Below are 19,937 nucleotides of genomic sequence, written 5' to 3'. Positions count from 1 at the left end.
CCGGAAGCGTGGTTCCGCTGGGCGCCGGCCGGCGGGGTGGAGGGCTTGAGCGACGCCGAAGTCGAACAGCTGATCGTCGATCGGAAGACCGCCCGCGCCGCGAAGAACTTCGCCGAGGCCGACCGCATCCGCAAGGAACTGGCCGACAACGGCATCGTCCTGGAAGACGGCCCTCAGGGCACGAGCTGGAAGCGCGGGTGAGGTGACTGGAATCCCCTCTCCCCCCTGGGGAGAGGGTTAGGGTGAGGGGGATGCGTGGCATGCCTCCCCGAGAATCCTCACCGGTCTGTCGCCCCATTGTTCCTCCGCAAGCAACAAACCTTCACGAACTCAGCGGATTATCCCGAGCACCGATCCGGCCTAATCTCTTCCTCAGACGAAACGCGGCCCACCCAGAGCTTTGGGGCGGCCACCCTGACTGAGGAGACCCTGACCATGATCGACACTCGCACCGCCCCCTATGCCGCCTTCCTGCTGCGCGTCGGCCTCGGCCTGCTGTTCCTGGCCCATGGCCTTGTGCTGAAGGTGCTGACCTTCACCATTCCCGGCACCGTCGGCTATTTCGAGAGCATCGGCTATCCCGGTGTCTTCGCCTATCTCGTGATCCTCGGCGAGATCGGCGGCGGACTGTTGCTGATCGCCGGTGTCTACACCCGCTGGATCGCGCTGGCCCTGCTGCCGATCCTGATCGGTGCCACGCTGCAGCATACCGGCAATGGCTGGGTGTTCAATGCGCCGGGCGGCGGTTGGGAATTCCCGGCCTTCTGGACGGTTCTGCTGGTCGTGCAGTCGCTGCTGGGTGAGGGCGCCTTCGCCCTCAAGCTTCCGGCGCTGAATGCTCCGGCCGGCCGCAGCGAACTGGCCTGATCCGCGGGCACAACCGGAATTCGACCGCGACGCGGAACGGGGAGGGGGCAAATTGCCTCTTCCCCGTTCCGCGTCGCCGTCCCATTTGGTAGACAGGACGGAGACCAACCGGAGAGCCTGATGACCGTTTCGCCGAACGACCAGCAAAAGACGGAGTCCTCTGGGGTCCTGACTCTGCTGGACGACCTGATCGCCAAGGCGCGCGCCGCCGGTGCGGATGCCGCCGATGCCGTGCTGTTCGACAGCGCATCCGTGTCCCTCGCCCACCGGCTGGGCAAGACCGAGAAGCTGGAGCGCTCCGAATCCGGCGATCTTGGCCTGCGGGTGTTTGTCGGCAAGCGGCAGGCCATCGTCTCCTCCACCGACCGCAGCGGCAAGGCGCTGGACGAGTTGGTCGAACGCGCCATCGCCATGGCCCGGGTAGTGCCGGAGGATGGCTTCGCCGGCATCGCCGATCCGGAACAACTGGCCCGCAGTTGGCCCGACCTCGACATCTGCGATGATGAGGAACCCTCGGCGGAAACGCTGATCGAGCGCGCCCGCATCGCTGAGGAGGCGGCTCTGGCGGTCCAGGGCGTCACCAATTCCGAAGGGGGCGATGCAGGCTGGAGCCGTTCGACGATTGCGATTGCCGCCTCCAACGGCTTCGCGGGCACCTACGGCGTATCGCGTCAGTCCTTGTCGGCCTCCGTCCTGGCCGGGACCGGCACGGGGATGGAGCGCGACTACGACTATGACAGCAAGGTCTATGGCGCCGACCTGCGCGATCCCGCCGAGATCGGCCGCGAGGCCGGCGAGCGGGCCGTCCGCCGCCTGAACCCGCGCCGGGTCAAGAGCTGCAAAGTGCCCGTGTTCTTCGATCCGCGGGTGTCGCGCGGCCTGCTCGGCCACCTGACCGGCGCCATCAGCGGTCCCAGCATCGCCCGAGGCACCAGCTTCCTGAAGGACAAGATGGGGCAGCAGATCTTTGCGTCCTCCATCACCATCGTCGACGACCCGCATGTGAAGCGCGGCCTGCGCTCCCGCCCCTTCGATGCCGAGGGCGTCGAAGTGTCGCGCCGCACGCTGATCGAGGACGGCGTGCTGACGACTTGGCTGCTCGACCTGCGCTCCGCGCGGCAGCTCGGCTTGACGACCACCGGCCATGCCGCCCGCGGCACCTCCGGCCCGCCCGGTCCGGCGCCGGCCAACGTCTATATGGCGGCCGGCAAGCGCAGCCGCGCCGACATGCTGGCGGAGATCAAGGACGGCTTCTACGTCACCGACCTGATGGGTATGGGCGTCAACGGCGTCACCGGCGATTACAGCCGCGGCGCCGGTGGTTTCTGGATTGAGAACGGCCAGATCGCCTATCCCGTCAACGAAATCACCATTGCCGGCAACCTCAAGGACATGTTCCTGAACATGGAGGCCGCCGACGATCTCGAACTGCGCTTCGGCATGGATGCGCCGACTGTGCGCATCGACGGCATGACCATTGCCGGACTTTAGGCGCCGGCTTCGGACTGCATAGGGCGGAGGCACCTCCGCCCACATCCTCATCAGTTGGCATTGTTCTTGCGCAGACGGCGGGCAACCCAAAGCGGGTTCGCCCGCTTTTTGTGCTGCAATTCCGCCACTCTGCCTGTCCAAACGTCAGCTGAGCCCTTGCACGCGTTTGCCTGATCTGTTAGCAATTCGCCGCTTTTTTGGGCGATATGCTGAAGGTTTGTGCAAATGGATGCGGCAAAGACGGGTGGCGACGTCCTTTTCGTGCTGATGGGCGCGGTGATGGTGCTGGCGATGCATTGCGGCTTCGCTCTGCTGGAGGTCGGGACGGTCCGGCGCAAGAACCAGGTCAATGCGCTGGTGAAGATCCTGTCGGATTTCGCCATGTCGACCATCGCCTATTTCTTCGTCGGCTATGCGGTGGCCTACGGCATCGATTTCCTCGCCGACGCCCACACGCTGGTCGGCAAGGGAAGCGGCGGCTTCGCGGCCTACGGCTACGATCTGGTGAAGTTCTTCTTCCTGGCGACCTTCGCCGCCGCGGTGCCGGCCATTGTGTCGGGCGGCATCGCCGAGCGCGCCAAATTCTGGCCGCAGGCCGGCGCCACGCTGGCGTTGATCGCACTGTTCTACCCGCTGCTGGAAGGCACGGTATGGGGCACCCGATTCGGCCTGCAAAGCTGGATGGCGGCGAGTTTCGGCCAGCCCTTCCATGACTTCGCCGGTTCGGTGGTGGTGCACGCCTTTGGCGGCTGGGTGGCGCTAGGGGCCGTGCTGAATCTCGGCAACCGCCGTGGCCGTTACCGCCCGAATGGCTCGCTGATCGCCATCCCGCCGTCGAACATCCCCTTCCTTGCATTGGGCGCCTGGGTCCTGTGCGTGGGATGGTTCGGCTTCAATGTGATGAGCGCGCAGGTGCTGGACGGCGTCACCGGTCTGGTCGCGTTGAACTCGCTGATGGCGATGGTCGGCGGCATCGTCACCTCGCTGGTCATCAGCCGCACCGATCCGGGCTTCGTCCACAACGGCGCGCTGGCTGGTCTGGTGGCGGTCTGCGCCGGCTCCGACGTCATGCATCCGCTGGGCGCGCTGGTCACCGGCGGCATCGCCGGCCTGTTGTTCGTCTGGGCCTTCAACAAATGCCAGATCGACTGGAAGATCGATGACGTGCTGGGCGTCTGGCCGCTGCACGGGCTGTGCGGCCTGACCGGCGGCCTGCTGGCCGGTGTGTTCGGACAGGAGGCGCTGGGCGGGTTGGGCGGCGTGTCGATCCTCAGCCAGATCGTCGGCACGGCAGGCGGCGCCGGCTTCGGATTCGCCGCGGGGCTGGCGGTCTACGGCCTGTTGCGCGTCACCGTCGGCATCCGCCTCGACCCCGAGCAGGAATACAAGGGCGCCGACCTGTCGTTGCACCACATCACCGCCTACCCGGAAGAGGACGCGCCCGGCATGTAATGCGCCGCGCACAACTCCGCCGCCCTTTGGCCGACTCTTGCTTTGCCGGGGCGGCGGCTTTAGTGTCCGGCGCGAACTCCTCCCCCTCACGACGCCGGATTTTGACCGCCCCATGAAGGCCGCCATCGTCGTTTTCCCCGGCTCCAACCGCGAACGCGACGCCGTCGCCGCGCTGGAGGCCGTCAGCGGGACCAAGCCGCACCTGGTCTGGCACCGCGACACCGAACTGCCCAAGGTCGACCTGATCGTCGTGCCCGGCGGCTTCTCCTATGGCGACTACCTGCGCTCCGGCGCCATGGCGGCGCATTCGCCGATCATGCGCGAGGTGAAGGCGCGGGCCGATCAGGGCGTCCGCGTCCTCGGCGTCTGCAACGGCTTCCAGATCATCACCGAGGCCGGGTTGCTGCCCGGCGCGCTGATGCGCAACGGCGCGCTGAAATTCGTCTGCCGCGTCCAGCATCTGCGGGTGGAGAACACCGACAGCCCCTTCACCAAGAAATATGCGAAGGGCCAGATCGTCCGCTTCCCGGTCGCCCATGGCGACGGCAACTACTGGACCGACGCCGAGACGGTGAAGCGGCTGGACGGTGAAGGCCAGGTCGCCTTCCGCTATGTCGCCGACGAGGCGCGGGCCGATCCGCGCGGCAACCCGAACGGCTCGGTGTCCGACATCGCCGGCATCTTCAATGCCAAGCGCACCGTGCTGGGCCTGATGCCGCACCCCGAGGACGCGGTGGAGGCCCTGCATGGCAACACCGACGGCAAGCCCATGTTCGAAGGTCTGGTGGAGGCCCTGTCGTGAGCGCTGAAGCTACCAAGGCGCAGGAGCGTCCGGTCACCGCCGAACTCGCCAAGGAGTTCGGCCTGTCCGCCGAGGAATACCGGAACGCCCTCGATATCCTGGGCCGCACCCCGACCTTCACCGAGCTGGGCATCATCTCGGTCATGTGGTCGGAGCATTGCTCCTACAAGTCGTCGAAGCTGTGGCTGAAGACGCTGCCGACCACCGGCCCGCAGGTGATCTGCGGTCCCGGCGAGAATGCCGGCGTGGTCGACATCGGTGACGGCGACGCCGTCATCTTCAAGATGGAGAGCCACAACCACCCGTCCTACATCGAACCCTACCAGGGCGCGGCGACGGGCGTGGGCGGCATCCTGCGCGACGTGTTCACCATGGGCGCGCGTCCCATCGCCAACATGAACGCGCTGCGCTTCGGCTCGCCCGACCACCCCAAGACCCGCCATCTGGTCTCGGGCGTGGTCGCCGGCATCGGCGGCTACGGCAACTGCGTCGGCGTGCCGACCGTGGGTGGCGAGACCAACTTCCACCCGGCCTACAACGGCAACATCCTGGTCAACGCCATGACCGTGGGTGTCGCCAAGACCGACAAGATCTTCTATTCGGCCGCTGCCGGCATCGGCAACCCCGTCGTCTATGTCGGGTCCAAGACCGGCCGCGACGGCATCCACGGCGCCACCATGGCGTCGGCCGAGTTCACCGAGGATTCGGAGGAGAAGCGCCCGACCGTGCAGGTTGGCGACCCCTTCACCGAAAAGCTGCTGATCGAAGCCTGCCTGGAACTGATGGAGACGGACGCCATCGTCGCCATCCAGGACATGGGTGCGGCCGGCCTGACCTCCTCCTCGGTCGAGATGGCCGGCAAGGGCGGCCTGGGCATCGAGCTGACGCTCGACACCCTGCCGATGCGCGAACAGGCGATGACGCCCTATGAGATCATGCTCTCCGAAAGCCAGGAGCGCATGCTGATCATCCTGAAGCCCGGCCGCGAGGAGGTGGCGAAGGCCATCTTCGACAAGTGGGAGCTGGACTTCGCCGTCATCGGCCATCTGACCGACACCGGCAACCTCGTCATCAAGATGTATGGCGAGACCTGGTGCAACATGCCGATCGCCCCGGTGTCCAACGCCGCTCCGGAATACGACCGCCCGTGGGAGCCGACGCCGAAGGCGTCCGACCTCGACGACAGCGTGTTCGACGGCTATTCCGAAAGCCTGGGCGACACGCTGACCAAGCTGTTCGGCTGCCCCGATCTGGCCTCCAAGCGCTGGATCTGGGAGCAGTATGACAGCCTCGTCGGTGGCGACACCCGCTTCATGTCGGGGCAGGCCGACGCCGCGGTCGTCCGCGTGCCGGGCCAGACCAAGGCGGTCGCCATCACCACCGACTGCACCCCGCGCTATTGCCTTGCCGATCCGATCGAGGGCGGCAAGCAGGCGGTGGCCGAGGCGTGGCGCAACCTGTCGGCGGTGGGCGCGCTGCCGCTCGCCATCACCGACAACATGAACTTCGGCAACCCCGAGAAGCCGCGGATCATGGGCCAGTTCGTCGGCGCCGTCCAAGGCATCGGCGAGGCCTGCAAGGCGCTGGACTTCCCGGTCGTGTCGGGCAACGTCTCGCTCTACAACGAGACCAACGGCGAGGCGATCCTGCCGACCCCGGCTATCGGCGGCGTCGGCATCATGCCGGACGCGATGATCGCCGTCGGTATTGCCTTCAAAAACGAAGGCGACGTGATCCTCGCAGTGGGCGATACGAAGGGCCACATCGGCCAGTCGATCTTCCTGCGCGAGATCCTCGGCCGCGAAGAGGGGGCTCCCCCGCCGGTCGATCTGGCGGTGGAGCGCCGCAACGGCGACTTCGTCCGCGGCCTGATCCGCGAGGGTCTGGTGGTGTCGAGCCACGACGTGGCCGACGGTGGGCTGATGGTCACCATCGCCGAGATGGCGCTGCCGGTGGCATCCGCGCCTACCTGACCGGTTTCGACCGCCAGCATGTCCGCGTGCTGTTTCGGGAGGATCAGGGCCGCTACGTCCTGGCCGTCCGTCCGGACGTCGCCGCGACGGTACAGGAGAAGGCCAAGGCGGCCGGCGTGCCGGTCACCGTGCTTGGCGAGACCCGCGGCACCGCGCTGTCCGGCCGTGGCGGCGATGCCGTCTCGCTGAAGCGCCTGCGCGAGGCGAACGAAGGCTGGCTGCCGACCTACATGGCCGCCGAGCTTTAAAAAGGCCTGGCAACGACAAGACCGGCGGGGCTGCTTCGGATGAAGCGGCCCCGTTCGTTTTTCAGTATGGGACGCGGCATCCGTCCGGCATCCTCTATCGTGTACATACTGGGGATTCGCGTTAAACTCGCCGGCCAAAGGGGTCGGATCGGCGTTTGAACGCGCCTGGAGGCGGGGGAATGGGGTTTTCAGTCACCTTCTGGGGCGTGCGCGGCACGATTCCCTGCCCGATGGCCTCGCATCTGGGTTTTGGCGGCAACACCTCCTGCGTCGAAGTGCAGGCCGGCAAGCAGCGGATCATCATCGATGCCGGCACCGGGCTGCGGATGCTTGGGCGCAAGCTTCTGGCCGAAGGGGTGACCGGCGCCACGCTGCTGCTGAGCCATACCCATCTCGACCACATCAGCGGCTTTCCCTTCTTCGCGCCGGCCTACACCAAGGGCTTCGGCCTCCGCGTCATCTCCGGCCATCTCACCGGCAGTCCGGACATCGAATCGGTGATGGCCCGCCAGATGGAACGGCCGCTGTTCCCGGTGCCGCTGCGCACCATGGGCGGTGACCTGAGCTTCCTGGAGGTGCCGCCCGGCCACAGCTTCAAGCTGGAAGGCGGGGTGCGCATCCACACCGCGGCGCTGAACCATCCCGACGGGGCAACCGGTTACCGGATCGAGTACCAGGGCCGGGCGATGGCCTATGTCACCGACACCGAACATGTGCCCGACCATCCCGACCGCAACATCCTGAACCTCGTTGATGGGGTGGATCTGCTGCTCTACGACTCGACCTACACCGACGAGGAGTGGAAGCAGCGGATCGGCTGGGGCCATTCCACCTGGATGGAGGCGGTGCGGATCGCCCGCGCCGCCCATGTGAAGATGCTGGGCCTGTTCCACCACGATCCCGACCACGACGACGCCACGATGGAGCGGATCGAGGCGGCGGCCAAGGCAGAGTTCGCAAACTGCTTTGCCGCGCGCGAGGGAACCACCATCTCCCTCGACTAGATCGGATCGCGTAAAATCGGAATCGATTTGAAGCGTGAATCCGATCGCAAAAACAACGGCAGGAGCGTCATACGTTTCGTAGTAAACGCATGAAGCTCCAGTATTTCCTGTGCACCGGGCATCATGACCGCAACCATCCTGATTCTGTTCGCCGCCACCTATCTGGGCATGGCGCTGGGCGGCTTTCCCGGCCTGCGCATCGACCGCACCGGCATCGCGCTGGTCGCCGCGATCCTGCTGCTGGCGACCGGGGCGCTCGATACCGCCACCGCCGTCTCGGCCATCGATTTTCCGACCATCTTCGTCCTGCTGGGGCTGATGATCCTGTCGGCGCAATATGCCGGCAGCGGCTTTTACGACTGGTGCGCGCTGAAGGTGGCGCAGGCGGCGAAGTCGCCGGCCCGGCTGCTGGCGGTGATCGTGCTGGTCGCCGGCGGGCTGTCGGCGGTGCTGGCGAACGATGTGGTCGTCTTCGCCATGACGCCGATGCTGTGCTTGGGGCTACAGGCGCGCAAGCTGGACCCGCGGCCCTATCTGATCGGGCTGGCCGGGGCGGCCAATGCCGGATCGGCGGCGACGATGATCGGCAACCCGCAGAACATCCTGATCGGGCAGGTCGGGCATCTCGATTTCTGGCGCTTCCTGGCGGTGTGCGGCGGTCCGGCGCTGGCGGCGATGGCCATCGCCTATGCAACCGTCTGGCTGGTCTGGCGCGGCCGATTCGGCATGCCGGAGGAGGGGCATGAGGGAGCCGGCCAGGCGGCACCGCAGCTCGACCGCTGGCAGTTGGGCAAGGCGGTGGTGGCAACCGTGGCCCTGCTGGCGCTGTTCACCAGTTCCATCCCGCAGGAGCATGCGGTTCTGCTGATCGCCGGCATCATGATGGTCAGCCGCCGGATGGCCAGCCGTGACATGCTGGGCATGGTCGACTGGCATCTGCTGGTGCTGTTCGCCGCCCTTTTCGCCATCAACCATGCGCTTGGGATGACCGGCATCCCGGCGGCGCTGGTCGACGACTTGCGGGCGGCCGGCTGGCTTCCCGACCGGCTGGCGGTGATGCTGCCGCTGTCGCTGGTCGGCAGCAACAGCATCGGCAATGTTCCGGCGGTCATCCTGCTGCTGGCCGCCTGGCCGTCACCGCCGGAAGGTGCGCTCTACGGGCTGGCGCTGCTGTCGACCCTGGCCGGCAACCTGCTTTTGCCGGGCAGCCTCGCCAACATCATCGTGGCGGAGCGGGCGGCGGCGGCCGGGGTCAAGCTGGGATTCGTCGAGCATGCCCGCTGCGGCGTGCCGATGGCGCTGCTGTCGATGGCGGTGGCCGCGGTCTGGCTGTGGGCTGGCGGCTGGATGGGGCTGTGAGGGCCACGCCGTCCTCGCCACGCGATTTGGGGACTGCAAGCCTCTTCTGCCGGGTGCGACAAATAGGGTAATCTGTTCGGAGCGCCGTCGGTGTGCGCCGGGGTGGGGGAACGTTGTGGGTCTGGTCGGCCAGTTTCTTGAGTTCATCGAAAGTGCCCCGAACCAGTCGCTGCGTTCGCTGAGCGACCGGGTGCTGCGCAAGTGCCGCGAGCTGACGGGCGCCGAGGCGGGCACGGTCTTCATGCTGCGTGGACAGGGACGGCATCGGCATCTGGACGCGGTCAGCGTTCAGAACGATGTGGTCCGTGCCAAGACGACGTTGTTTTCAGTGCCGGTCAGCCAGACCTCCATCGTCGGCTATGTGGCGGCGACCGGTGAAACCCTGCTGCTGGACGATGCCTATGCCATCCCGGCGGAGCGGCCCTACAGTTTCAATTCCGCCTTCGACCAGCGCACCGGTTTCCGCACCCGCTCCATTATGACCTTCGCGCTCAAGGGCTTCCGTGACCGGCCCATCGGCGTGGTGCAGTTGATCAACCGCCGCCCGGTGGAGGGGCCGCCGGTTTTCCTTCCCGATCACGAGCAGATGATCGCCCCGGTCAACCACATCGTCGGCCGCGCGCTGGAACGTGCCGCGACGCTGGAGCGGCTGACCGAGCGGAACCGCGCCCTGACCAGGGAGCGCCGTCGCGTCGCCGAGCTTCAGGCGGAGACGGAGCGCGCCTTCATGGTGTCGGTCAACCTGCTGGCACGCGCCGCCGAGGTGCATGACGAGGATACCGGCAACCACATCCTGCGGGTCAACGAATATTCCTACGCGCTGGCGACCTGGGCCGGCTGTAGCCGCGCCTTCTGCAACGAAATCCGCTTTTCAGCCGCCCTGCACGATGTCGGCAAGATGAGCGTCGATCAGGCCGTGCTGCACAAGAAGGGCCGGCTGGACGACCGCGAACTGGCGGAAATGAAGCGGCATCCGATCTACGGCCACGACATCCTGATCGCCTCGGACCGGCTGAAGATGGCTGCCGAGATCGCGCTGTACCATCATGAGCAGTGGGCCGGCACCGGCTATCCGCGTGGCCTGAAGGGAGAGGAAATCCCGCTCGCCGCCCGCATCGTCTCCATCGCCGACTGTTACGACGCCCTGCGCAGCGCCCGGCCTTACAAGCCGTCATTCAGCCACGAGAAGACGGTCGACATTCTGTTGAACGGCGATGACCGTCTGGACCCGAAGGTCCATTTCGACCCGCGCCTGCTGTCGCTGTTCGCCAACCGGCATGCGGAGTTCGACGCCATCTGGGAGCGTCTGAAGGATCAGGAAAAGGTCGAGGCCTGACAGCCGGTTGACGGGGGCCGGGCCTTTCGCTCGACGCCCCCCGACAGGCTTGCGTCACTCCGCCGGATTGGTCGCGGCGAGCGCGCGGCGGCGGACCCAGCGGAAGCTCTTGACGGCGATCCACAGACCACCGATGGCGAGGCCCGACAGCAGCAGGATCTTCGGACCATCCTCGCCGATGGCGGCGGCGGCCTCACCGAACATGTAGCCGGCGCCGGCGAAGCTCCAGGCCCAGATGCCCGCGGCGATGAAGTTCCAGAATAGGAAGCGGGACCACGGCATGCCGGAGGTGCCGATGGCAACCGACGCGATGTTGCGCACGCCGTAGAGGAAGCGGAACACCAGGATGAAGGCGACGCCGTATCTCTCCAGCCAGCTCAGGACCCGACAGGCGTGGGCGTCGGCCGACGGAAAGCGGGCAAGAGCCTTCTTGCCCCAGCGGCGGCCAAGCCAGAACCAGACCTGATCGCCCATGAAACTGCCGATCCACACCGACCCGACCAACCAATACAGATTGACGATGCCGAGCTTGGCCCCCATACCACCGAAGATTACAAATGTTTCACCTTCAAAAAAGGCCCAGACAAAGGCCATCGGGTAAAAGGCGTTCCCCCATTCCTGCAACCAAGCAATCCAGTCCAAAGCTCCCTCCGGGAGACGTCGCATGTGGGTTTGGCTTGCCCGGTGGCGCTTTACGGCCGCTTTATTGTGCGATGCGGCATATAGAGCGTGGGCTGGAAACGATCATGACATAAAGCCGAGTCGTTTGTCTCGGAAACTTTATTGACTAAGGGGTGCCCCCAGCGGTGGGGCGCGGGGTCAGAAATCGTCGCCCGACAACTCGCCGACCGCCTGACGGGCGGCGCGCAGAAGGGCGGGATTCGGCTCCATCGGGATATCGCCGTCCTCGCCGTCGGTATCGCCAGGGTCGGGAGCAGCGCGGCGTTTCAGCTCGCGCGCCGCTTCGATCAGCAGATGCGCCAGCCGCTGGTCGGGCAGCGCCTGGACCAGCGCCCGCAGTTCCGGATTCGACAGCGCCGCCGGATCGAAGGCCGGAGGGGGCGGTGGCGGGGCCGGCGGGGCGAGCGGCAGAGTCGCGACGCCGGCGGCCAGCGCCGCCGCCTTGGGCAGAGGAGCGGCCTCCCTCACCACATCGACCGAGACCTGGGCCGCCATGGTCGAGGGTATGGCGCCCGTGGCGGCAGCCCGCGTCCGGCGCGGCTTGCGCGCCGGCTCGCTCTCCGGCAGATCCTCGAACAGAAGCCGTTGGACGCTCATCGCTGCAGATGCCCCCTGCGCTCCATCGATGCCGCCAGCGCTGCGGCGGCCAATCCTCGTTCACTCGCGGTTTGCGATGTGTTCCCTTTTCATTCTAGAAACGACGGCCGGTTTGTCGAGAGGATTCTGTCGGTTATCGCTGATGGCCAGTCCGGACGGTGACCGCCGCCAGGAACGGTTCGGGTCGCAGAACCCGCGTCTCACCGGCCCGGCGCACCGACAGGAGCTGGCGGTCGACCGTCACCAGCCAGGGCACCGAACCGCCGATGGCGGCGGCCAGGAACATGTCGTCCTCGGGATCGCGGCACAGGCGTCCCACCGCCGCAGGCGTGACCAGCATGGTCTCCGCCCCAATCCGGTCCAGGAAGGCGCGGCGATCGGTCGCGGCGGTATAGCGGTCGAAGGTCGGGCGCATCAGCACCTCTTCCAGCTCCGCCAGCGTCTCGGTGCTGCCGACGAGGCCGCGATCCGCCCGCACCCGCTCGACACAGCGGCGAATCGCATCGTGCCGCCGTGCCGCTGCATTGCCCAGCAGGGCATAGGCGACCAGGATGTTGGTGTCGAGCACGGCCCGGACCGGCATGTCGCCGGAAGGATCAGGCCGGTCGGGATCGGTGGTTTCTGGAATGAGCATTGATCTTGTGTGGGAATAATTGCGGGGCAGTGGCGGTTGAAGTCACCGGTGACGATGTAAAGCCTGTGTTGTGGGTTGGGCCGCTTTCGGGTAAGAAGCCCGGAAGGTGCAAGCGAAACCTTTAGGACGGAAGTATCGGCATGACCAGCATTCTCGTCGTCGACGACAGCCGACTGGCGCGCAACATGGTCTCCAGTGTCATCGCCTCTCTGCGGCCCGACTGGACCATCGTCGTCGCGGCGAGTGGCGAAGAGGCGCTGGAGATCGTCGGCGACGTGCCGCCGGTCGCCGCCATCGTCGACTACAACATGCCGGGTATGGACGGGCTGGTGCTGGCCGAGCGGCTGAAGGAACGCTTCTCCGGCCTGCCCATCGGCCTGCTGACCGCCAACGTCCAGGACGCGCTGAAACGCAAGGCCGAGGCGCTGGGAATCCGTTTCATCGCCAAGCCGATAACATCCGACAAGATCCGCGACTTCCTTGCCGCGGCCGGGCAGTGACGCCGATGGCACAGCCCGGCTCTCCCGAGTCTGCGTCGGTCCCGGCACCGAACGGCCCGCAACTTCTCGGCGCCGACGAGGCTGACGCCATCGCCGAGCTGTTCAACATCGGCATGGGCGAACCGGCCGCCGCCCTCAGCTCCATGTTGGGCGAAGAGGTGCATCTGTCGGTGCCGTCCTTCGCGATGTCGACCCGGGCGCGCATCACCAGCGAAGTCGGCAACGAGCTGGACGGCGATCAACCGGTCTGCGCCGTGCGCGGCGCCTTCACCGGTCCCTTCACCGGCGAAGCGATGCTGATCTTCCCTGAACGCGGCACGCTCGCCCTGGTCGGCCGCCTCGTTCCCGTCGATCCCGCCGCGGAGGCGCCGGGCGAGATGGAGCAGGACGCGCTGACCGAGATCGGCAACATCATCCTGAACGGCTGTCTCGCCAGCCTGTCCAACCTGATCGGCGGCGAGTTGTCGGGTGCGGTTCCGGGCTATGGAGCCGGCGCGCCGGCTGCGGTCATCGGGGCCGGCACCGATCCGGTGTTGTTCGTGCGCATCGACATGGCGCTGGCGGCCGGCGATGCCAGCGGCCATGCGCTGTTCCTGCTGGACATCGCATCGCTCGATGCCTTCCGCGAAGCGATCCGGCGGGCTTTGGCAGGACTCTAAAAATAAGGGGGGCGCGAACGCCCCCCAACCGCATCACCCTTCGATCTTCGAGAAGTCGGCCACCGCGTTCAGCGTCGTGCGGATCTGCGTCAGCAGGCGCAGGCGGTTGGCGCGCAGGTCCTTGTCCTCCGCGTTCACCGTGACCTTCTCGAAGAAGGCATCCACCGGGCCGCGCAGCTTCGCCAGCGCCGCCATGGTGCCGGTGAAGTCTTCCGCGTCCAGTAGCGGCTTTGCGGTGGCCGAAGCCTCGTTCAGCGCGGTGAACAGCGCCTTTTCCTCGTCCTGCGCCAGACGGGCGGCATCGACCGGCTGGTCGAAACTCGCGCCGTCCTTCTTCTCCTCGATGCGGACGATGTTGGAGGCACGCTTGTAGGCCGCTGCCAAGTTGGCGCCCTCGTCGGAGCCGACGAACGCCTGAAGGGCCTTCACGCGGGCGAGCAGCCGTACCAGATCGTCCTCGCCGCCGAGCGCGAAGACGGCATCGACCAGATCGTGACGGACGCCCTGCTCGCGCAGCACCACCTTCAGGCGGTCGGCGAAGAAGGACATCAGGCCGTCTGTAGTCCAATCGGACCAGACTTCTCTACGTGAAGGAATGCTCTCTATCGCCTTTCCAAACTTCTGAAGCGAATTGCTTCCAGTCGCCTCCGGCTCATGCTCAATGATTCTCGCTTGGGCATAGTGAGAATTGAAGGCGAAGCCAGTAATATCAGTCAGGCGGAGGCGCAAATCGTTTGTGAGGATAAGTCGGATAACGCCCAACGCCGCACGGCGCAGCGCGTAGGGGTCCTTCGAGCCCGTCGGCTTTTCGTCGATGGCGAAGAAGCCAACAAGCGTGTCGATCTTGTCGGCCAGCGCCACCGCGACCGAAACCGGCACTGTCGGGCAGGAATCGGACGGACCGACCGGCTTGTAATGGTCGGCGATGGCGTCGGCGACGTCGTCGCTCTCACCCTGATCCTTAGCATAGTAGCGGCCCATGATCCCCTGAACCTCGGGGAACTCACCGACCACTTCGGTTACAAGATCAGCCTTGCAGAGTTCAGCTGCGCGATTGGCCGCCTTTACATCGGCGCCGATGGTGCGGGCGATCTCTGTGGCCAACAGTTGGATGCGGGTTACCTTTTCCGCCACTGTGCCCAAATTGGCGTGGAAGGTGATCTTCTCCAGGGACGACTTACGGTCTTCCAGCTTGGTCTTGTGGTCCTGGTCCCAGAAGAACTTGGCGTCGGACAGGCGGGCGCGCAGCACGCGCTCGTTGCCGGCGACCACGGCCTTACCGCCGTCCAGCGTCTCGGTGTTCGCGACGACGATGAAGCGCGGGGCCATCTTGCCGTTGGCATCCAGCGCGGCGAAATATTTCTGGTGGGTGCGCATCGAGGTGATGAGAACCTCCGACGGCACGTCCATGAAGCTCTCGTCGATGCCGCCCATCAGCACGACCGGCCACTCAACAAGGCCGGCGACCTCCTCCAGCAGGGCATCGTCGGGCGACAGGGTCAGGCCCTGCGCCTTGGCCAGCGCCTCGGCATCGGCCTTGATCTTGGCCTTGCGCTCCTCACGGTCGAGCACGACCTTGGCGGCGCGCAGCTTCTCCCGGTAATCGGCGAAGCTCTCCACCGCGAAGGCGTCGGGCGCCAGGAAGCGGTGGCCGCGGGTGACGTTGCCAAAGGCGATGCGGCCCTGGGTGCCGCCGATGTCATAGCCGCCGTCGAGCACGCGCCCGCCGAACAGGGCGATGATCGAATGCAGCGGACGGACCCAGCGCACGGTGCCGGTGCCCCAGCGCATCGACTTCGGCCAGGGCAGCTCGGCCATGGCGGCGGGGATGATCTCCGCCAGCACCGCGGCGGTCTCGCGGCCCTTCTTCTCGGTCACCGCAAAATAGAAGATGCCCTTGCCGGTGTCGCGCTGCTCGCACTGGTCGAGGCTGTCGAGCCCGGCCGACTTCAGGAAGCCGGCGACCGCCTGCTCGGGCGAACCGACGCGCGGACCCTTTTTCTCTTCTTTGATGTCTTCGGTGCGGTCCGGAAGGCCATTCACCACCAGCGCAATCCGGCGAGGAGTGGACTGCTCTACGGCAGCTTGGAAGCCCAAACCAGCGGCCGCAAGCTTCTCGACGATCAGGCGGCGAAAATCCAGCGCAGCTTTCGCTTGCATGCGTGCCGGAATTTCTTCCGAGAACACCTCGATGAGAAGTTCGTTGTTAAGGATCTGAGCCATATTTTTACTTCGCCCCCGTCCAGGCTTCGCAGCAGGCCTTGGCCAGCGCGCGCACGCGGCCGATATAGGCGGCGCGCTCGACAACGCTGATCACGCCGCGGGCGTCCAGCAGGTTGAACAGATGCGACGCCTTGATGCACTGGTCATAGGCGGGCAGCGCAAGGTTCTGCGCGACCAGCGCCTGGCACTCGGCCTCGGCGTCCTTGAAATGCTGGAGCAGCATGTCGGTGTTGGCGAACTCGAAATTATGCTTCGAGTATTCGACCTCGGCGCGCTTGAAGACATCGCCGTACTTCACGCCCTGGCCGTTGAAGTCCAGGTCGTAGACATTCTCCACGCCCTGCACATACATGGCGAGGCGCTCCAGCCCATAGGTCAGCTCGACCGCGACCGGGTCGCATTCGATGCCGCCGACCTGCTGGAAATAGGTGTACTGCGTCACTTCCATGCCGTCGCACCACACTTCCCAGCCCAGGCCCCAGGCGCCCAGCGTCGGGCTTTCCCAGTCATCCTCGACGAAGCGGATGTCGTGCAGCGCCGGATCGATGCCGATGGCGCGCAGGCTGTCCAGGTAAAGCTCCTGCGCGTTGGCCGGCGAGGGCTTCATGATGACCTGATACTGGTAATAGTGCTGCAGGCGGTTTGGGTTCTCGCCATAGCGGCCGTCCTTCGGCCGGCGCGACGGCTGGACATAGGCCGCCTTCCAGGCGTCCGGACCCAGCGCGCGCAGCGTGGTCGCCGGGTGGAAGGTGCCGGCGCCGACCTCCATGTCGTAGGGCTGCAGGATGACGCAACCCTGCTCCGACCAGAACTGGTGGAGCTTGAGGATCAGGGCCTGGAACGACAGGCCGCGGCGGTCGGCGGAGTTTCCGCCGTCGGAAGTCCCGATCTGGGAGGCCATGGACGGTCCACAATGAGAAATGTTGAAAACGCGCCGCACGATAGGCGGGTGGCACCGTCAAATCAAGCTGCAGCGCGGGCGGGCTTTCCTGCCGTCAGCGTCCGTAGGGGCAGGCGGGCCGGCCGCAGGACACAGCAGAGCGCGGAGCGACATAGGCCCCGCATTCCGGACATTTCTCCATGTCCTCCGCCTCCAGAGTCGGGGCGTAGGCACCGGGGGAGCGCGGCGAGCCGCCGGCAGCGGCATCGCGTCCGCCGTCCCGGCGGCGGGCGGCGCTGCGGGCGCGGCCGATTTCCTGCACGCGGTTGACCCAGCGCCAGCCGAACCAGACGGCGCCGATCACCAGCGCCAGAAGAAGAATCTTGGACAAGGACATCATCGCCGGCAACCCGTCTGGTCTCCCGGGCATTCAGCCCGCGGAAGACGGGAAGTCAAGGAAATTGAAGGGGTGAAGGCTGGTGGGGCCGCGTTCGAGAGCGTGCGGCGGCCCCCCGGCGGACCGCCTTACTTGGCGGCGACGGCCGGCTGCCAGCTGTAGACCGGTACCAAGCCGTAGGTGCGGGTCATGTCGGCCTGCCGCACGCTGCGCACCAGCACCTCCGTCCCGGTGGCGACGCGGATGTCGGTGCCGAGCAGGCCGCAATCCTCCGGCAGGATGTTGGTGCATTGGGTGGCGTCGACCCGGCCCAGCACGATGTCGAAGGGCAGGCCGTTGCGGGCATAGACGCCAAGCAGCCCAGGGGCGGAGGTCGCCGTTCGCAGCGTCACCACGCCGGCCGGCAGCGCGCGGTCGCTGGCCGCTGTCGGCCGCTGGTTGTGGCTCTCGTCCCAAACGGGCTGGCCCGTGGAATCCAGCTTGGACTGGGCTGCGGCGCTGCCGCTGAAACCGGAAACGGCCAGTGTTGCTCCACTCACCGCCGTCAGGGCCAGGATCGCCATCCGAAAGCGCGACATCGTTGTGCTCCGTACTTGTCTCTGTTCTTTTTGTCCGCCCGGCCGCATGGAGTGACCGGGCGTCGTCGCACTATATGGGATCCGATCCACGCCGTCGCCCTAGCCCAGAAAGCCTAGGGTGTTCGGTCAAGGTCTCGCTGGGCGATGGTGGTGCCGACGTTTCGCGCTGGACGCGGGTTCGATGCTTGTGAATGATATTTCTTGCATCCGTTGATCAGTGGATGGTTTCGGTATCCGGTGGTTGTGGGTTTCTGTCCGGGCTTTCTCGCCCGGTGGTTCAATCAAGATGGTGTTCTTTCTGATGGGTGCGACTTTTGCCGACGGTCGGGGCAGCGCGACGATGGCCTCTGTGGGGGAACCGATGCTGGAAACCGCCCGTCTGATCCTGCGGCCGACCCGGCCGGAGGATTTTGAAGGCTGGGCGGCGATGATGGCTGATCCGGAGGCGACCGATTTCATTGGCGGCCAGCAATCGCGCCCGGTGGCGTGGCGCGGCTTCCTGTCGATGGCCGGTGCTTGGTCGATCCAGGGCTTCGCGATGTTCTCGGTTATCGAGAAGGAGACCGGCCGGTGGGTGGGCCGTGTCGGTCCCTGGGTGCCGGAAGGGTGGCCGGGGCCGGAGGTCGGTTGGGCGATCATGCGGGACCGCTGGGGGCGCGGCTATGCGGTCGAGAGTGCCGCCGCCGCGATAAACTGGGTGTTCGACCATCTCGGCTGGACGGAGGTTATCCACACCATCCATCCCCGCAACACCGCTTCGCAAGCTGTGGCACGGAAGCTGGGTGCGCAACTGCGCGGCACCACGCTTCTGCCGGAACCGGTGAACCCGCCCGAGGCCGATGTTTGGCATCAGACGCGCGAGGAGTGGCGGGCACGGCGCCTGCACCCTTGAAATCGTCCGAGTCGCGGATGGTTGCGTCTCTTCAGGGGAAGATATGGCGATGATGGTGCCGTATGAGCGCTAGTCAGACTATGAATTCTCCTTTTACGGATGGTGTGAGTACCGATATCCGCCTGAAAATGGTGTTTCCGTTTGAGGCGAGCGATCTTGCCCCATACGATGTGTCGGCCGGCTGACAGGCTTTCGGCATTCCGTTGACGCATTGATGGGGGTAGTCATGGCATCGATTAAGGCATTCGACCTGATTAAGCGTCTCGCCACGGACAGTGAATTTCGCAAGCGGTTGGGTGCCGAGGACCATCGAGGCAAGCAAGCCCTTCTTGCGAGCGAGGGATTTGCGGATGTCGTGCATGGCGATGTCCGCGCCTTGCAGCAGTCCGGCGTTCAGCGTTCCCCTGTCGCATCCCTGACCGAAACGATTGCGACTGGCGCGAAGGCCGTTGCCGTGGCGGCATTCGGCGCACCGGCGAAGGCTGCGGCTGCCATCAGCGGTCCGGCCGAGACTGCCGGTATCAGCGTTCCGGCCATTGCATGCGCCGGCTTCGGCACGCCGGCGAAGGCTGCGGCTGCCATCAGCGGTCCGGCCGAGACTGCCGGTATCAGTGTCCCGGCCATTGCATGTGCCGGTTTCAGTGCGCCGGCTTTTGCTGCCCCTGCCTTCTGCGCACCCGCGTTTGCCACCAGGGCGGTCGATTGATCTTCGATTCCCTGTGAAGGCGGTTCCTAAGAAACTCCGACGGATTCGGCGCCTGCCTCCTGCAGGACGTAGCCCAGTGACTTGGCGCGACGCTGAAGGTTGGTGAGCACGCGGTTCCGATAACGCTCCTCGTAGTAGGCGGCGCCGGGATCGACGTAGTCCATGCCGTGGCGCAGGGCATTGTAGAACAGCACCGCGATCTTCCGCGCTGTCGCGGTGACCGCCTTGGCCTTGCCGGCGCGGGCCGACAGGCGCCGATAGAAGGCGCCGAGGGCGGTCTCGGTTCTACCCACCGTGGTCGCGGCGAGGCGCAGTAGCGCCGCCGCCCGGCTGCCCGAACGCCGGGTCCGCGACGACAGCACCTTGCCTCCAGAGATCTTGTTGCTCGGTGCCAGACACAGCCAGGAGGTAAAGTGCTTGGCGCTCGGCCACGCCGACAGGTCGGTGCCGCACTCGCCCACCAGCTTGAGCGCCAGGGAGGGGCCGAGCCCGTGGATCTGGGTGAGGTCCACGCCGAGGATTGCGTGCAACGCGATGCGGGCGTCGAAGGCCGGCGCGTTGGGCTGCTTGGTCGCATGCCGCGCGAGAGGCAGCTTGCCGGCCGGCTTTGGCCGCACGGCCCGAAGCCGCTTGAGCACCGCCTCGATGCGGGTATCGC

General features: G+C 66.1%; 19 protein-coding genes and 2 pseudogenes. 13 read left to right on the top strand and 8 right to left on the bottom strand.

What is annotated here, in order from left to right; all coding sequences use genetic code 11:
• The 9 genes and pseudogenes from I71_RS07280 to I71_RS07240 form a co-directional block, all read left to right on the top strand.
• Window positions 1–201 (top strand): annotated as a pseudogene (locus I71_RS07280) (cysteine--tRNA ligase); the annotation flags it as partial.
• 234 nt (window positions 202–435) lie between these two features.
• On the top strand, window positions 436–867 hold the full coding sequence (locus I71_RS07275) for a DoxX family protein (RefSeq protein WP_042693210.1): 432 nt from the start codon (window positions 436–438) through the stop codon (window positions 865–867).
• 120 nt (window positions 868–987) lie between these two features.
• Complete coding sequence (locus I71_RS07270; RefSeq protein ID WP_042693203.1) at window positions 988–2,358, top strand: TldD/PmbA family protein; 1,371 nt, start codon at window positions 988–990, stop codon at window positions 2,356–2,358.
• A gap of 225 nt (window positions 2,359–2,583) precedes the next feature.
• Window positions 2,584–3,810 carry an ammonium transporter gene (locus I71_RS07265; protein WP_042693200.1) on the top strand — a complete coding sequence of 409 codons (1,227 nt, stop codon included), beginning with the start codon at window positions 2,584–2,586 and terminating at the stop codon, window positions 3,808–3,810.
• 112 nt (window positions 3,811–3,922) lie between these two features.
• Window positions 3,923–4,612 carry a phosphoribosylformylglycinamidine synthase subunit PurQ gene (gene purQ / locus I71_RS07260; protein ID WP_042693196.1) on the top strand — a complete coding sequence of 230 codons (690 nt, stop codon included), beginning with the start codon at window positions 3,923–3,925 and terminating at the stop codon, window positions 4,610–4,612.
• Window positions 4,609–6,833 (top strand): annotated as a pseudogene (purL, locus tag I71_RS07255) (phosphoribosylformylglycinamidine synthase subunit PurL). Before purQ ends, purL begins: the two are co-directional and overlap by 4 nt.
• 179 nt (window positions 6,834–7,012) lie before the next feature.
• A complete protein-coding gene (locus I71_RS07250; RefSeq protein WP_042693193.1) occupies window positions 7,013–7,837 on the top strand; it encodes an MBL fold metallo-hydrolase in 825 nt (274 codons plus the stop codon).
• A 123-nt stretch (window positions 7,838–7,960) separates the two neighbouring features.
• A complete protein-coding gene (locus tag I71_RS07245; RefSeq protein ID WP_042693190.1) occupies window positions 7,961–9,196 on the top strand; it encodes an SLC13 family permease in 1,236 nt (411 codons plus the stop codon).
• 115 nt (window positions 9,197–9,311) lie between these two features.
• Window positions 9,312–10,532: an HD-GYP domain-containing protein gene (locus tag I71_RS07240; RefSeq protein WP_244433695.1), complete on the top strand. Its 1,221-nt coding sequence runs from the start codon at window positions 9,312–9,314 to the stop codon at window positions 10,530–10,532.
• 54 nt (window positions 10,533–10,586) lie between these two features.
• Here I71_RS07240 and I71_RS07235 read toward each other — a convergent pair whose 3' ends face one another.
• From I71_RS07235 to I71_RS07225, 3 genes are all read right to left on the bottom strand, one after another.
• Entirely contained in the window at window positions 10,587–11,126 is a 540-nt protein-coding gene (locus I71_RS07235) for a DedA family protein (protein WP_280109859.1), read from the bottom strand.
• Window positions 11,127–11,351: 225 nt separating this feature from the next.
• Complete coding sequence (locus I71_RS07230) at window positions 11,352–11,810, bottom strand: hypothetical protein (protein ID WP_042693182.1); 459 nt, start codon at window positions 11,808–11,810, stop codon at window positions 11,352–11,354.
• A gap of 133 nt (window positions 11,811–11,943) precedes the next feature.
• Window positions 11,944–12,444, bottom strand: coding sequence for a putative toxin-antitoxin system toxin component, PIN family (locus I71_RS07225; protein WP_049975974.1), 501 nt, complete (start codon window positions 12,442–12,444; stop codon window positions 11,944–11,946).
• Between the two features lie 140 nt (window positions 12,445–12,584).
• On the opposite strand from I71_RS07225, the gene I71_RS07220 reads away from it, so the two are divergent.
• Window positions 12,585–12,944, top strand: coding sequence for a response regulator (locus I71_RS07220; protein ID WP_042693175.1), 360 nt, complete (start codon window positions 12,585–12,587; stop codon window positions 12,942–12,944).
• 5 nt (window positions 12,945–12,949) lie between these two features.
• Window positions 12,950–13,603, top strand: a complete 654-nt coding sequence (locus I71_RS07215) for a chemotaxis protein (protein WP_244433693.1) — start codon at window positions 12,950–12,952, stop codon at window positions 13,601–13,603.
• 33 nt (window positions 13,604–13,636) lie between these two features.
• Here the strand turns inward: I71_RS07215 and glyS are convergent, their stop codons facing one another.
• The 4 genes from glyS to I71_RS07195 form a co-directional block, all read right to left on the bottom strand.
• Window positions 13,637–15,826: a glycine--tRNA ligase subunit beta gene (gene glyS, locus I71_RS07210; protein WP_042693168.1), complete on the bottom strand. Its 2,190-nt coding sequence runs from the start codon at window positions 15,824–15,826 to the stop codon at window positions 13,637–13,639.
• A gap of 4 nt (window positions 15,827–15,830) precedes the next feature.
• Window positions 15,831–16,727, bottom strand: a complete 897-nt coding sequence (locus I71_RS07205) for a glycine--tRNA ligase subunit alpha (RefSeq protein WP_042693163.1) — start codon at window positions 16,725–16,727, stop codon at window positions 15,831–15,833.
• A gap of 94 nt (window positions 16,728–16,821) precedes the next feature.
• Window positions 16,822–17,106, bottom strand: a complete 285-nt coding sequence (locus I71_RS07200; RefSeq protein ID WP_042693225.1) for a hypothetical protein — start codon at window positions 17,104–17,106, stop codon at window positions 16,822–16,824.
• A gap of 125 nt (window positions 17,107–17,231) precedes the next feature.
• Entirely contained in the window at window positions 17,232–17,681 is a 450-nt protein-coding gene (locus I71_RS07195) for a hypothetical protein (protein ID WP_042693160.1), read from the bottom strand.
• Between the two features lie 361 nt (window positions 17,682–18,042).
• Here I71_RS07195 and I71_RS07190 point away from each other — a divergent pair, with 361 nt between their 5' ends.
• Both I71_RS07190 and I71_RS07185 read left to right on the top strand, forming a co-directional pair.
• Complete coding sequence (locus I71_RS07190; RefSeq protein WP_244433692.1) at window positions 18,043–18,573, top strand: GNAT family N-acetyltransferase; 531 nt, start codon at window positions 18,043–18,045, stop codon at window positions 18,571–18,573.
• Window positions 18,574–18,799: 226 nt separating this feature from the next.
• Window positions 18,800–19,279 carry a hypothetical protein gene (locus I71_RS07185; protein ID WP_148294176.1) on the top strand — a complete coding sequence of 160 codons (480 nt, stop codon included), beginning with the start codon at window positions 18,800–18,802 and terminating at the stop codon, window positions 19,277–19,279.
• A gap of 26 nt (window positions 19,280–19,305) precedes the next feature.
• Here the strand turns inward: I71_RS07185 and I71_RS07180 are convergent.
• Window positions 19,306–19,937 (bottom strand): transposase (locus I71_RS07180; protein ID WP_042693153.1); only part of this gene is annotated, 632 nt, incomplete at its 5' end.

This window comes from Azospirillum sp. B506, assembly GCF_000333595.1.
In the GTDB taxonomy this organism is placed as follows: domain Bacteria; phylum Pseudomonadota; class Alphaproteobacteria; order Azospirillales; family Azospirillaceae; genus Azospirillum.
Note: the sequence above shows the minus strand (reverse complement) of the source record. Positions and strands in the feature narration are given on the sequence as shown.

Coding starts and splice junctions, on each gene's coding strand:
- I71_RS07275 (WP_042693210.1), top strand. CDS start 436: ATGATCGACACTCGCACCGCCCCCTATGCCGCCTTCCTGCTGCGCGTC.
- I71_RS07270 (WP_042693203.1), top strand. CDS start 988: ATGACCGTTTCGCCGAACGACCAGCAAAAGACGGAGTCCTCTGGGGTC.
- I71_RS07265 (WP_042693200.1), top strand. CDS start 2,584: ATGGATGCGGCAAAGACGGGTGGCGACGTCCTTTTCGTGCTGATGGGC.
- purQ (WP_042693196.1), top strand. CDS start 3,923: ATGAAGGCCGCCATCGTCGTTTTCCCCGGCTCCAACCGCGAACGCGAC.
- I71_RS07250 (WP_042693193.1), top strand. CDS start 7,013: ATGGGGTTTTCAGTCACCTTCTGGGGCGTGCGCGGCACGATTCCCTGC.
- I71_RS07245 (WP_042693190.1), top strand. CDS start 7,961: ATGACCGCAACCATCCTGATTCTGTTCGCCGCCACCTATCTGGGCATG.
- I71_RS07235 (WP_280109859.1), bottom strand. CDS start 11,126: ATGGCCTTTGTCTGGGCCTTTTTTGAAGGTGAAACATTTGTAATCTTC.
- I71_RS07230 (WP_042693182.1), bottom strand. CDS start 11,810: ATGAGCGTCCAACGGCTTCTGTTCGAGGATCTGCCGGAGAGCGAGCCG.
- I71_RS07225 (WP_049975974.1), bottom strand. CDS start 12,444: ATGCTCATTCCAGAAACCACCGATCCCGACCGGCCTGATCCTTCCGGC.
- I71_RS07220 (WP_042693175.1), top strand. CDS start 12,585: ATGACCAGCATTCTCGTCGTCGACGACAGCCGACTGGCGCGCAACATG.
- I71_RS07215 (WP_244433693.1), top strand. CDS start 12,950: ATGGCACAGCCCGGCTCTCCCGAGTCTGCGTCGGTCCCGGCACCGAAC.
- glyS (WP_042693168.1), bottom strand. CDS start 15,826: ATGGCTCAGATCCTTAACAACGAACTTCTCATCGAGGTGTTCTCGGAA.
- I71_RS07205 (WP_042693163.1), bottom strand. CDS start 16,727: ATGGCCTCCCAGATCGGGACTTCCGACGGCGGAAACTCCGCCGACCGC.
- I71_RS07200 (WP_042693225.1), bottom strand. CDS start 17,106: ATGATGTCCTTGTCCAAGATTCTTCTTCTGGCGCTGGTGATCGGCGCC.
- I71_RS07195 (WP_042693160.1), bottom strand. CDS start 17,681: ATGTCGCGCTTTCGGATGGCGATCCTGGCCCTGACGGCGGTGAGTGGA.
- I71_RS07190 (WP_244433692.1), top strand. CDS start 18,043: ATGCTGGAAACCGCCCGTCTGATCCTGCGGCCGACCCGGCCGGAGGAT.
- I71_RS07185 (WP_148294176.1), top strand. CDS start 18,800: ATGGCATCGATTAAGGCATTCGACCTGATTAAGCGTCTCGCCACGGAC.